Source organism: Pedobacter insulae (assembly GCF_900113525.1).
GTDB classification, from domain to species: domain Bacteria; phylum Bacteroidota; class Bacteroidia; order Sphingobacteriales; family Sphingobacteriaceae; genus Pedobacter; species Pedobacter insulae.
Genome location: NZ_FOPP01000001.1, coordinates 570,095 through 583,630, shown reverse-complemented (window position 1 = coordinate 583,630; position 13,536 = coordinate 570,095). Strand labels below are relative to the sequence as shown.

Sequence of the window (13,536 nt, the reverse complement as noted above, 5' to 3'; positions counted from 1 at the left end):
TGTTTTTGAACCAAAAATCAATATTATCTATCTGTATGAGATACTACTCAAATTATGGATGATGTAATAATGTATAGGTGAAAATACTTGCAGTTACCATTCGAAAACCGAAAATTAGATTAATCAATTAAACAAATATGAATAACGGTATGAAAAAAATCTTTACAAAATTTTCTGTGCTCACGGTTCTTTGTTTACTCTTATTAAACGCTGCTTTTGCCCAAAACGTTACAGTTACGGGTATTGTAAAAGACGATAGTAATGCGCCTATTCCTTTTGCAACAGTAATGATAAAGGGAACAACCAAAGCAGTACAAACAGAAACTAACGGAAATTATTCCATTAGTGTTCCCTCAAACGGAACTTTAATATTTAGCTACTTGGGCTACGTTCCCCAGGAGGTGGCTGTGAGTGGCAAAACTAAAATAGATATCACTCTAAAATCTGATGTTACAGGTTTACAACAAGTTGTTGTAGTAGGGTATGGCACGCAGAAAAAGAAAGACTTAACGGGATCCATTACCAGTGTGAAAGGCGAAGAAATAGAGAAATTAACGGTTACCAACCCGATTGCAGCATTGCAAGGGAAAGTGCCTGGAATGACTATCTCAAATTCTGGAACACCAGGAGCCAGTCCAGTAGTTCGTTTACGAGGCGTAGCAAGTACAAAAGATGCGAACCCCTTATATGTGGTTGATGGGATATTGCAAGACAATATAGATTATCTAAACCCTGGCGATATCGAGACAATCGACTTATTAAGAGATGCCTCCTCAACTGCAATTTACGGTTTGCGAGGTGCTAATGGCGTAATCGCTATCACTACTAAAAGAGCTGCCAAAGGAAAAACGGCTGTAAACTTTCAAAGTACAATTGGAAAACAACATGTTACTAATTTAATTGATGTTGTTGATGCAAATGGTTTTAAAAAATTATATTCTGCAGCCCTTGCAAGCACCGGAGCTGCCCCTTTTGATTATACCAACTATAATGGTAACACCAATTGGCAGAAAGAAATTTTTAGAGATGCAATGATCAATACCAACTCATTGAATATTTCTAATGGTGGAGAAAAAAGCACAACATTGGTGAGCTTAGGTTACAACAATCAAGATGGTGTATTGAAATATGCTAACTTTAAAAAATTTACTGCTCGTTTGAGTGAAGAAATTAGGATTACCGATAAGATTAAGGTGGGCGGAGATATATCAGGATTCCACTATAGAAGCGAACCTACGGCTGCAAGCTTAAATACAGCAATTTACGCCGCCCCAATTGTTCCTGTGAGAAGGGAAGACGGATTGTTCTATGCCATGCCATCTTTTCAAAGAGCTCAGGTTGGCAATGTTGTATCAGCCATAGAGCGTAGCCGTAACAATGCGATTAATAGAGGCTATAGAGTGAACGGAAGTTTGTTTGGAGAAATTAAATTCCTTACCGATTTTACACTGAGATCAACATTATATACGGATTTGGGCTTTAACAATAGCAGGAGTTACTCACCTCCGGCGTTAACAGTAGTATATACCGGAGAAGGTACAAATCCAACAACTACCTTTACTGATCCAAATGTAAGAACATCGGTTAGTCAAAGTGCGGCAGAATATCGTAAATACCAACAGGATCATACATTAAATTATGATAAATTGATTAATGACAATCACAGAATTAATGCGCTAATTGGTTTTACAACTGTATATGAATCGAGCACTATATTAACTGGTTCACGTACCGATTCTACGCTAAAAGTACCATTTGATCCAAACCTTTGGTATTTGGACATTATTCCAAGGACAAATACCACAACAAATTCAGGTAATGGTGCCGAAGAATCAAATGCGGGTGTTTTCGGCCGCATTAGCTATGCTTTCAAAGATAAATATCTATTGAATGCGACAGTTAGAAGAGATGGAAGCTCTAGGTTTGCACCACAAAATAAGTGGGGCACTTTTGGAAGCGTTGGATTAGGTTGGGTAATAAGTGAAGAAGGCTTCATGAAGCAAATGAAGGGAATTGATTTCCTAAAATTACGTGCGGCCTGGGGTAGATTAGGAAACTCCAAAGGTGTTGATCCAAACTTATACCAACAGGAAGTATCACAAGCTTCGAATGCAGTTTTTGGTGATAACATTTTCCCTGCAGTCGATTTCACTTACATTCCAGATCCAAACTTACATTTTGAGATTGTACAAGGTTTTGACCTAGGTTTAGATGTAAGAGCGTTATCAAATAGATTAAGTCTAGAGCTCAATTATTATAATAAAACGACCGATGGAATCCTAACCAGTTTTATTTTACCAAGTTCTACCAAGAGATATTTCACAAACTTAGGTAAGATTACAAATAAAGGTACTGAGATAAGCCTAGGCTGGAATGATAAAATCGGAAGTGAGCTTACTTACAATATTTCTGGCAACTTTAGTTACAACAAAAATATTGTAAATTCATTAGGAAATGTATCTAACTTCCAGATTTTGGGTAATGGTGGTGTTAACCTCACAGAATCTGGGTACTCAGTGGGTTATTTTTATGGCTATAGGCAAACAGGCATCTATCAATCTACAGCTGACTTAGATAAAATTCCACGCATGTCTACTTCGTTACCTGGCGATATCTCCTATGCAGATTTAAACAATGATGGTGTAATTACCTCGGCAGATAGAGAATATTTAGGCACCCCATTTCCTCCATATAGCTATGGACTAAATTTAGGTTTAGCGTATAAAGCATTTGATGTAACTATTCAAGGACAGGGTTCTGCAGGTAATAAAATTTATACGCAACGTCGTACTGCAAATTTTGCTCCGCTAAGCTATGAGAGCAATAGATTAAATGCTTGGACAACAGCTGGTTCGACCAATGTTGAGCCTATTATTGTTTCACGTAGTAACAATTTATTATTTAGCACTTACTATTTAGAGGACGGCGATTATTTTAGAATTCGTAATCTTCAATTGGGCTATACACTTCCAAAAAATGTATTGGCGAAAGCTGGTGTTCAAAAATTAAGATTATATGTGAGCGGCCAGAATATCAAAACTTGGAGTAAAGTAAGCGGTTATAGCCCTGAGCCACAACTAGGTAATGTATTGGCAAGTGGAGCAGATAATGGTGTTTATCCTGTGCCTGCGATCTATTCATTTGGCTTAAACGTAACTTTCTAATCAAAATCATTTAATCTCAATAAAATGAAAAATAATATTAATAACGGCAAAAATATTGGGCTGATTCTAATCACCCTAATCATGCTATCTTCCTTCACTGGATGTAAAAAATTTCTAGATACATCTTTACAGGGAAAATATACGACTGAAGATTATCCCTATCCTGGAGGCTCTGGACCTTATGATTTATATCTATATGCTGCATATAATGATTTAAGATCATATGATGTACACTGCACAGGTTTCTTTTTATCTACAAGCGTAAGAAGTGACGATGCTGATAAAGGAAGTACGCCAACCGATGGTGGTGCTGATGCAAATAGCATGGATGCATTTCCGGTTGCACCAAATAACGGTTTTGTGAACGGAATGTGGAATGGCTATTTCGGACTAATTACCAAATGCAATACTGCGCTAGATAAAGTACAGAATGACAAGGATATTGTAGCAACTGATGCGCAAAAAATACAAGCTGAAGCTGAAGCTAAATTCCTACGAGCGTATGCCTACTTTAATCTTGTAAGGTTGTACGGACGAGTACCTTTAATTGATAAGTTACTAACTGTTGCACAAATCAATGTTCCTCAAAGCGAACCGGCCCAAATTTATGCACTAATTGAAAGCGATTTGCAATTCGCTGCTGCTAATCTCCCTTTGAGTTGGGATAAAAAATTTATAGGCCGCTTAACAAGAGGTGCTGCTAATGGCCTATTGGCAAAAGTTTTTCTAACTCAGAAAAAATGGACCTCAGCAATGGCATCCGCTAATGCGGTAATGACATCTGGACAATATGATTTGTCAACCCCATACAATACCATCTTCGGTGAATCAGGAGAAAACAGCAAAGAGTCTGTTTTTGAAGTTCAGGCAACTTCAATTGTAGGTGCCGTGGCGGCCGACCAAAATGCAGTAGGTGCAGAGTTTACGCAGTGGCAAGGCGTTAGAGATGGAGGCGTGTGGAATTTAGGATACGGGTGGAATGTTCCTAACACAAATTTGGAAAATGCCTATGAGCCAAACGACCCTCGGAGAGAAAGAACATTTTTATACAGAAGTACGCCAACAACCAGTTATAAAACGGTATATGGCGAAACTACCCCAACAACTTGGGCAAACCCTGCATATAACCATAAAGTTTATACAAACCCATCTTTTAGGTCGTTATATAATGCGAGAGCGGGTAGGTGGATGAACATACGCATTTTACGCTATGCAGATGTGGTTTTAATGTATGCAGAAGCAGCCAATGAGGTTGGCGGTGGTGCAAATACAACAAGCGCACTAGCGGCGCTGAACAGTATAAGAGCAAGAGCAAGAGCTGGTAATAATGCGATTTTGCCAAATGTAACCACTACAGATCAAGGTCTATTACGGGATGCAATCAGACATGAAAGAAGAATTGAGTTGGCTATGGAACACGACCGTTTCTTCGATTTAGTAAGATGGGGGATTTCGGGTTCAGTTTTACCAAACGCAGGTAGACCTAACTTTATCGCATCGCGTGATAATTTACTGCCTATTCCTCAAGCTCAAATAGACCTTAGTAAAGGGATATTAACACCAAATCCGGGTTATTAATTTTAAAATTAAAACAATGAAATTTTCCTTTCAAACAACTACAAGTTACTTTTTAAGCCTAATTTTAATAACAGGCCTATTTTCATCTTGTGAAAAAAGTGACAATCCAAATAACCTTCCTGATGTAGATCCTAGTGGCTATACGGGAAAAATTGATGGATACACCAGTTCGGACGAAATTTATCCGGCCAACTTAAAAGCCTACTGGTCATTTGATGACACTAAGAATGAAATCAAATCTGCCTCGGCACCTACCTCAACTGCTAATGATTCATTTATTTCAGGCGTTAAGGGTAAAGCTATTAAGCTTAATGGTGGATATTTATATTACGCCAAACAATTTGACGCATTAAAAACTGATGCATTAAAAAGCTTTACAGTTAGTGTATGGGTCCAAATTACCAACAATGGTTCTAAAAGAACAATGTTAATGCAAATCGCTCGTCCAGGTGTATTTGATGGAAGTTTGGATTTTAGGTTAAATACCAATAGCAATCCTGCGTCGGTAACTGATAAATTGGGTATCGGCCCAAGGTTTTCAACTGTTGGGGGCGGTTCACAAGACAATTTGAATGCAAACCTACATCCAAAAATTGGCGCAGATGTTTGGACACATTTGGTATTAACCTATGACAGCAACTCGGGGACATTTAAAGAATGGGCTAATGGAGTAGATGTGGGATCATATAACAACCGGGGCGTTGGTAACAATCTGTTTAAATCTTATGAACCATCAGAATTTATTATTGGCGCAAACTATAATTTAATCCCAGGAAAAACCGTAACTGCAGATGTATCCTATGCCGCCATGACCGGTAGTGTTGATGAATTGAGAATCTACAATGCTGTACTACCAGACGCACACATAAAAGCCCTATACAACCTAGGTGTTGCAGGGAAATAACACATTAAATTAAAGCATAGTGTTTAGTATACTATGCTTTAATCCCTTTTTCAAAACACCACATGACGTTAAATAGGAACATAAAGATCATTCCAAAGCTAATCGCTTTTCTGTTAATTACGTCCACTCTTAGCTGTAAAAAAAACAAACGTGTAACCCCAGCTAACACAGACACATCTTTGTCTTTTACGGTAAATGGAGTTTATAATGGAACCTTAAAATATGTTGATCTGCTACAAAGGCCTGAAATAAAATTCAATTTTACTGAGCCCATTAATACGTCGACCGTTGCCAATGCGATTACCTTAACCGATGACCTTGGGGGCAGCGTTGCTATTACAAGCTCATTTTCAAACGAGCAAAAAACGGTCACAATCACTCCCCAAAGCGACTTCAAATCATTTACAAAATATACTTTAACTGTAAGTGATAAGTTAACCTCTGCGGGTGGAGGTAGATTGATAAACCCGGTTAACATTAACTTGGTGTCAGGTTTAAACAGCACAGACAAGTTTCCCCGGATTACGGATGATGAACTACTTACCTTAGTGCAGAAACAAACGTTTAAATATTTCTGGGATTTTGGACATCCAGTAAGTGGATTAGCACGAGAAAGAAACTCGTCTGGTAATACCGTTACTTCGGGTGGTTCTGGCTTTGGAATAATGGCCATTATTACAGGTGTGCACCGAAATTTTATTACGAGGGCCGAAGGGTTATCTCGTTTGCAAAAAGTCGTAGATTTTTTAAAAAACAAAACTACGAGATACCATGGTGCCTACCCACATTGGATTGATGGCAATACTGGTGCAACCATTCCATTTAGTGCAAAAGATAATGGTGCAGATTTAGTAGAGACATCGTTTTTGATGCAAGGGCTCCTCACAGCTCGCCAATATTTTTCTACAGCTAATGCTGCAGAAACTACTTTGAGGAGCGATATTACTACAATTTATAATGGTGTTGAATGGGATTGGTTTAGGAAAGATAACAACAATATTTTATACTGGCATTGGAGTCCAACAAACGGCTGGGAGATGAATTTGCCAATTAAAGGTTGGAATGAATGTTTGATTACTTATGTAATGGCCGCTTCATCTACTACTCACACCATCCCTAAAGCAGTATACGATCAGGGCTGGGCCAATAATGGTGCGTTGAAAAATGGCAACACCTACTATGGTGTTCAATTACCCTTGGGAAGCGCAAGTGGAGGACCGTTATTTTTTGAGCATTATTCTTTTTTAGGAATAAGTCCAATTGGATTGTCGGACGCTTATGCAAATTATGAAACACAAACTAAAGCACACACCTTGATTAATTATAATTATTGCGTAGCCAACCCCCTAAAAAATATTGGATATGGTATGGACTGCTGGGGATTAACCGCCAGTGATGTGCCTGGGGGCTACGGTGCAAGTTCCCCAACAAACGACAAAGGGGTTATTGCTCCAACTGCTGCCCTATCTTCGTTTCCCTATACGCCAATCGAATCCATGCAAGCTCTTAAATTTTTCTATTACAAGCTGGGAGATAAAATTTGGGGAGATTATGGTTTTTACGATTCCTTTAACCTGAACGACCCTTGGTTTGCGAGTTCAACGCTCGCAATAGACCAGGGCCCGATCATAGTCATGATCGAAAATCATCGTAGCAAACTGTTGTGGAACTTATTTATGAGTGCCCCCGAAATAAAAACAGGAATGAAAAATTTAGGATTTACTAGTCCAAACCTATAAAAAAGATGCAAATGAAATTTATATATACACTTGGTTTATTTGTAATATTGAGCAGTTGTTCTTCTCAAAAAAAGAATACACTTGTTACTAAAAAGGGATTAAGCGATAGCCAATTACTTACATTAGTACAAAAACAAACTTTCAACTATTTTTGGGATGGCGCAGAACCTATCTCAGGACTAGCCCGCGAACGCTTTCATAGTGATAACGTTTATCCACAAAATGATAAAGATGTAATCGCTACCGGAGCGGTTGGCTTTGGAGTGATGTCCATTCTAGTTGGAATTGAACGAAAATTTATTACCAGAGAGCAGGGATATGAACGTTTAAAAAAGGGGGTCGACTTCTTAGAAAAAGCAGAGCGGTTTCATGGAGCATGGCCACACTGGATTTATCCTACTGGTAAAGCTAAACCGTTTAGCAAATTCGACGATGGTGGCGATTTAGTTGAAACAGCTTATCTTGCCCAAGGACTTTTATGTGTACGCCAATATTTCGCAAACGGAAGCCCGAAAGAAAAAGCGCTGTCTGAGCAAATAGACAAACTTTGGAAAGGGATAGAATGGGACTGGTATCGCAATGGTGGGAAGAATGTATTATACTGGCATTGGTCGGCCAATGTAGGCTGGAAAATGAATTTCGCCGTAACTGGATTCAATGAATGCCTAATTATGTATATCATGGCGGCAGCCTCTCCTACCCATACTATTCCAGCTGAAGTTTACCATGAAGGCTGGGCAAAACGCGGGGCAATCAACACCAATATTGCACCCTATGGCTTCCCCATCAAATTAGCTCATAATGGACAGAAGGATAATGTTGGACCACTATTTTGGTCGCAATATTCTCACTTAGGCTTAGATCCCCGCGGACTAAAAGATCGATATGCCGATTATTGGACGGAAGCGAAAAACCATACGTTGATCCATCATGCTTATTGCAAAGAGAACCCAAAAAAATACAAGGGATATGGTGAGGAGAGTTGGGGCTTAACTGCAAGTTATTCGGTAAAAGGATATGCAGGGCATAGCCCTTCACATGATTTGGGTGTAATTTCTCCAACAGCAGCCTTATCATCTTATCCTTACACCCCAAAGGAATCTATGAAAATGATCCGTCACCTATATGAAGATTTGGGCGATAAGGTATGGGGCGAATATGGCTTTTATGATGCCTTTAGCGAAACGGCCGATTGGTACCCTAAACGTTATCTGGGAATCGATCAAGGCCCGATCGTTGTAATGATCGAAAACGGTAGAACAGGGTTACTTTGGGATCTTTTTATGAGCGCCCCAGAAGTGCAAACAGGCTTAAAGAAACTAGATTTTCAAAGCCCAAAATTATAAAAGATGATAAAGCGCCTAAAATATCTGATCTTCACCGGGCTAATTTTAGCCTCATGTAGTCAAAAGGCAAGGATCGTGCTCTTACCCGACACACAAACTTATGCTGAAAAATATCCAGAGGTACTGGACGCCCAATTAACGTGGATCGCAAAAAATGCTAAAAAGATTGATTTCGTCCTTCAACAGGGAGATTTAACGCAAAACAACAACGTTAAAGAGTGGGGAATTGTAAAAAATGCTTTTGCCAAAATTGACAATAAAGTGCCTTATGTTCTAGCCGCAGGAAACCACGACATGGGCAGTGGCCCTGGGTTATTTGCCGATGTACGAAATACTTCGCTTTTTAACACCTATTTCGGAGAACAGAACTTGAAAAAATATTACGGCGGTTCTTTTGAAGTTGGAAAATTAGAGAACGCTTACTTTTTGTTTCAAACTGGTAAGGTTAAATGGCTCGTAATCACTTTGGAATTCGGCCCTCGGAATGAAGTGCTGGAATGGGCAGGTAAAATTGCATCAAAATATGCTGACCGCCTAGGAATCGTTAATACCCACGCCTATATGTACTCAGACAATACCAGGATTGGAGTTGGGGACAATTGGCGTCCCCAAGCCTATGGAATTGGAAAAGATCAAGGAGAAAAGGCAGTGAATGACGGAGAACAAATTTGGGACAAATTGATTAGCAAAAACCAAAATATTCGCTGGGTGTTTTCCGGTCATATCCTCAATTCTGGAGTCGGGACTTTAATTAGTACAAATGAAAAATCGTTACCAGTTTATCAGATGTTAGCCAACTATCAAGAAGGTGTAAAAGGATCAATAAAGGGAGGAAACGGATTCTTGCGTATTGTAGATTTAGACTTTAAAGAAAAAAGTGCTCAAATCCGAACCTTTTCTCCCTTCTTAAATGAATATAAATTAGACACTGCAAATAATTTCACCTTGAGAGAAATCAAATTCAATACAAATATCAAATAGTATATAAACACACAATAGATGAAACGATTTATTCCTTTACTTTTTTTAATAGCTTCCGTTACGCACACATTTGCACAGCAGAAAAAACCAATTCCAACTCCTCAGCAGAAAATGGATGCGTTTATCAACAACCTGATGAGCAAAATGACTATTGATGAAAAGATAGGTCAGTTGAACCTGCCCGTAGCGTCGGGGGATATTACCACCGGGCAAGCCAACAGTTCGGATATAAGCAAGAAAATAAAAGCCGGACAGGTTGGCGGTCTTTTCAATATAAAAGGAATTGATAAAATTAAAACTGCTCAGCAACTAGCTGTAGAAGGTAGCCGTTTAAAAATCCCCTTACTGTTTGGAATGGATGTAATACATGGCTATCACACCGTATTTCCAATTCCACTCGGATTAAGTGCCACTTGGGATATGGATGCAGTGAAAAAATCGGCTCGAGTAGCAGCGATAGAAGCAAGTGCGAATGGTATTAACTGGACCTTTTCTCCGATGGTGGACATTGCCCGGGATCCACGCTGGGGAAGGGTTTCTGAAGGAAGTGGCGAGGATCCTTATTTAGGTTCTGAAATTGCAAAAGCAATGGTAACGGGATATCAGGGGAAACTACAAGCCAATAATGAAATTCTTGCATGCGTTAAACATTATGCATTATATGGTGCTGCCGAAGCTGGGAGAGATTACAACCCAGCCGATATGAGCCGCCTTAAAATGTATAACGAATACTTCCCTCCATATAAAGCAGCGGTAGAAGCAGGCGCAGCCAGTATAATGGCATCGTTTAACGAGGTTGAGGGTATTCCCGCTACTGGAAGTAAATGGCTCATGACTGAAGTTCTAAGAAATCAATGGGGCTTTAAAGGTTTTGTAGTAACCGATTATACAGGTATTCCAGAAATGATTGAGCATGGCATGGGTGATTTACAAACTGTTTCAGCGCTTGCCCTAAACGCCGGCATAGATATGGATATGGTAGGCGAAGGATTTCTTTTGACTTTAAAAAAATCATTAGCAGAAAAAAAAGTTACAATAGCCCAAATAAATAATGCTTGTCGCTTAATTCTTCAAGCCAAATATAAATTAGGACTATTTGCAGACCCCTATAAATTTTGTGATATTGGTAGAGCTGAAAAGGAAGTTTTTACTCCAGAAAACCGTCAGATAGCCAGAGAAATAGCCGCTGAGAGCTTTGTATTGTTAAAAAATAAAAACAACATTCTTCCACTAAAAAAAACAGGCACAATTGGATTGGTTGGTCCGTTAGCTGATAATACCGCAAATATGTTCGGTACCTGGAGTGTTGCTGCCTTATTAGACAGGTCTGTGACTGTACTACAGGGCTTAAAAAATGCTTTAGGCACAAACGCCGAGATCTTAACGGCGAGAGGTTCAAATTTTTTAGCCGATTCAGTAATGGAAAATCGTTATGTCAATATTCATAATCCCACCTATAAACGCGATCCAAGATCAGAAGCTGAGCTGATTAAAGAGGCCTTAGAAGTTGCCGAAAAATCAGATGTATTAGTAGCCGTAATGGGCGAAGGTTCTGAGTTTAGTGGAGAAAGTAGTAGTGTTACTTCAATTGAAATCCCGCAAACCCAAAGAAACCTGTTAAAGGCACTCGCCAAAACTGGAAAACCAGTAGTATTGGTTTTATTTACGGGAAGACCGCTAGCGCTAAAATGGGAAGAAGAAAATATCCCAGCAATTTTAAATGTCTGGTTTCCAGGAAGTGAGGCAGGTAATGCAATTGCAGATGTGTTATTCGGAAAAGTTAATCCTTCAGGAAAATTAACGGCAACTTTCCCACAAAACATTGGTCAAATTCCATTGTATTATGCTCATAAAAATACCGGGCGGCCATTAGCGGAAGGTAAATGGTTCGCTAAGTTTCGTTCTAACTATTTAGACGTTAGCAATGACCCTCTTTATCCATTTGGTTTTGGTTTGAGCTATACAATTTTTAACTTTAGTGATATTAAGTTAAGTTCATCCACGCTAACATCTGGCAAAACGATAACCGCAACTGTTACGCTAACAAATACTGGAAAATACGATGGAAAGGAAGTAGTTCAATTGTATATTAGAGATCTGGTTGGGAGTATTACCAGACCGGTTAAAGAGCTTAAAGGATTTAAAAAGGTTAGCCTCAAGGCTGGAGAAAGCAAAGAAATAACTTTTACGATCTCCGAGAACGATCTTAAATTTTATAATTCAGAATTGAAATTTGTATCTGAACCGGGAGATTTTAAGCTGTTCATCGGGCCTAATGTCAGGGATGTTAAAGAAGTAAATTTTAAATTGATTAAATAAAGATTTCTATGAAAAAGGTTCTTTTTTTGCTTTTGTCTATTTTGGGTTCTAACGCTTTCAGTCAATCGAATCAAGTTGGCAAACCCATGAACATCGTTTTCATTTTGAGTGACGATCATCGATTTGACTTTATGGGCTTTACAGGAAAAGTTCCGGGGTTAGAAACACCTGCCATGGACTTTATGGCAAAAAATGGAGCTTATTTAAAAAACGCCTTCGTAACTACATCGTTGTGCTCGCCCAGCAGAGCTTCAATTTTAACAGGTCAATATGCCCATACACACACCATAGTAGATAACAATGCGCCCATGCCCAAAGATTTGAAATTCTTTCCGCAATATTTGCAAAAAAAGGGCTATCAGACTGCTTTTATGGGAAAATGGCACATGGGGAATACAGATGATCAACCACAACCGGGATTCAATAAATGGATAAGTTTTAAAGGTCAGGGAGAATATTACAACCCTACTTTTAATATTGACGGAAAAGAAATAAAACAGCCACGAGGTAGTTATACCACAGATTTACTAACAGATTACGCTTTAGATTTTATTAAACAAAGTGATAAGAACAAACCATTTTTTGTGTACCTCTCTCATAAAGGTGTACATGCCGATTTTCAACCAGCAAAAAGACACGCGGGAAAATATAAAGATATGGAGGTGATTAGTCCGCCCTCCATGTACCTCACCGCAACAGATTCGAGCAAAAAATATGGCAAAATACTGGAGCCAAAAACCCGTACAAACAAAGCTGATATCCCGCTTTGGGTTAAAAATCAACGCTATAGTTGGCATGGAGTCGATTATATGTATGACGGCACCATTAATTTTATAGACTTTTATAGACGATATAATGAAACCTTGCTTAGTATAGATGAAAGTATTGCCAAAGTTTTAGCCGAACTAAAGAAAGAAGGCCTTGACAAGAACACATTGGTTATTTATATGGGCGACAATGGCTTTCAATTTGGCGAGCATGGCTTGATAGACAAACGTGACATGTATGAGGCCTCGCTCAGAGTTCCCATGCTGGCTTATGCCCCAGGAATGATAAAACCCGGATTAGTAGTTAATGAAATGATTGAAAATATTGATATAGCCCCCACATTTTTAGCATTAGCGGGTATAAAGAAACCAACGCAAATTCAAGGGTTATCATTTGCTAATTTGTTAAAAGGCTCAGAAACCAAGTGGAGAGATAAAATTTTTTATGAATATTATTGGGAATGGGCCTTCCCACAAACGCCTACAATGTTTGGAGTTAGAACCGAGCAGTTTAAATACATTTTCAATCAAGGCGTTTGGGATGCCAATGAACTTTATGACCTGAAAAATGATCCTGAAGAAATCAATAACTTAATTAGAGATCCAAGATATAGTAAAATTGCAGGCCAGTTGAAAAAGGATATGTGGGACTGGTTAGAACAAACCGGAGGGATGCAAATCCCGCTTAAAAGAGTAGATTCAAAAAGAATTGATCATTTATACAAGGGAACCTATTAA

At 38.9% G+C, this 13,536-nt stretch carries 8 protein-coding genes; all 8 read left to right on the top strand.

The features are described 5' to 3' along the window. Window positions 1–149: 149 nt before the first annotated feature. The 8 genes from BM207_RS02625 to BM207_RS02590 all read left to right on the top strand — a co-directional run bounded on the left by BM207_RS02625 (window position 150) and on the right by BM207_RS02590 (window position 13,536). The gene (locus BM207_RS02625) at window positions 150–3,164 is read left to right on the top strand and encodes a SusC/RagA family TonB-linked outer membrane protein (protein WP_090992072.1); all 3,015 of its coding nucleotides are present in this window, start codon (window positions 150–152) and stop codon (window positions 3,162–3,164) included. Window positions 3,165–3,188: 24 nt separating this feature from the next. Continuing rightward, complete coding sequence (locus tag BM207_RS02620) at window positions 3,189–4,742, top strand: RagB/SusD family nutrient uptake outer membrane protein (RefSeq protein ID WP_090991991.1); 1,554 nt, start codon at window positions 3,189–3,191, stop codon at window positions 4,740–4,742. Window positions 4,743–4,758: 16 nt separating this feature from the next. After that, on the top strand, window positions 4,759–5,646 hold the full coding sequence (locus BM207_RS02615) for a LamG-like jellyroll fold domain-containing protein (protein WP_090991990.1): 888 nt from the start codon (window positions 4,759–4,761) through the stop codon (window positions 5,644–5,646). A gap of 179 nt (window positions 5,647–5,825) precedes the next feature. Further along, window positions 5,826–7,385, top strand: coding sequence for a glucoamylase family protein (locus BM207_RS02610; RefSeq protein ID WP_394332962.1), 1,560 nt, complete (start codon window positions 5,826–5,828; stop codon window positions 7,383–7,385). An 11-nt stretch (window positions 7,386–7,396) separates the two neighbouring features. After that, on the top strand, window positions 7,397–8,731 hold the full coding sequence (locus BM207_RS02605) for a glucoamylase family protein (RefSeq protein ID WP_218155013.1): 1,335 nt from the start codon (window positions 7,397–7,399) through the stop codon (window positions 8,729–8,731). 3 nt (window positions 8,732–8,734) lie between these two features. After that, complete coding sequence (locus BM207_RS02600; RefSeq protein ID WP_090991987.1) at window positions 8,735–9,712, top strand: metallophosphoesterase; 978 nt, start codon at window positions 8,735–8,737, stop codon at window positions 9,710–9,712. Window positions 9,713–9,730: 18 nt separating this feature from the next. Beyond that, window positions 9,731–12,031, top strand: coding sequence for a beta-glucosidase BglX (bglX, locus tag BM207_RS02595; RefSeq protein WP_090991986.1), 2,301 nt, complete (start codon window positions 9,731–9,733; stop codon window positions 12,029–12,031). Between the two features lie 8 nt (window positions 12,032–12,039). After that, a complete protein-coding gene (locus BM207_RS02590) occupies window positions 12,040–13,536 on the top strand; it encodes a sulfatase family protein (RefSeq protein WP_090991985.1) in 1,497 nt (498 codons plus the stop codon).

Coding starts and splice junctions, on each gene's coding strand:
- bglX (WP_090991986.1), top strand. CDS start 9,731: ATGAAACGATTTATTCCTTTACTTTTTTTAATAGCTTCCGTTACGCAC.
- BM207_RS02590 (WP_090991985.1), top strand. CDS start 12,040: ATGAAAAAGGTTCTTTTTTTGCTTTTGTCTATTTTGGGTTCTAACGCT.
- BM207_RS02605 (WP_218155013.1), top strand. CDS start 7,397: ATGAAATTTATATATACACTTGGTTTATTTGTAATATTGAGCAGTTGT.
- BM207_RS02620 (WP_090991991.1), top strand. CDS start 3,189: ATGAAAAATAATATTAATAACGGCAAAAATATTGGGCTGATTCTAATC.
- BM207_RS02600 (WP_090991987.1), top strand. CDS start 8,735: ATGATAAAGCGCCTAAAATATCTGATCTTCACCGGGCTAATTTTAGCC.
- BM207_RS02625 (WP_090992072.1), top strand. CDS start 150: ATGAAAAAAATCTTTACAAAATTTTCTGTGCTCACGGTTCTTTGTTTA.
- BM207_RS02615 (WP_090991990.1), top strand. CDS start 4,759: ATGAAATTTTCCTTTCAAACAACTACAAGTTACTTTTTAAGCCTAATT.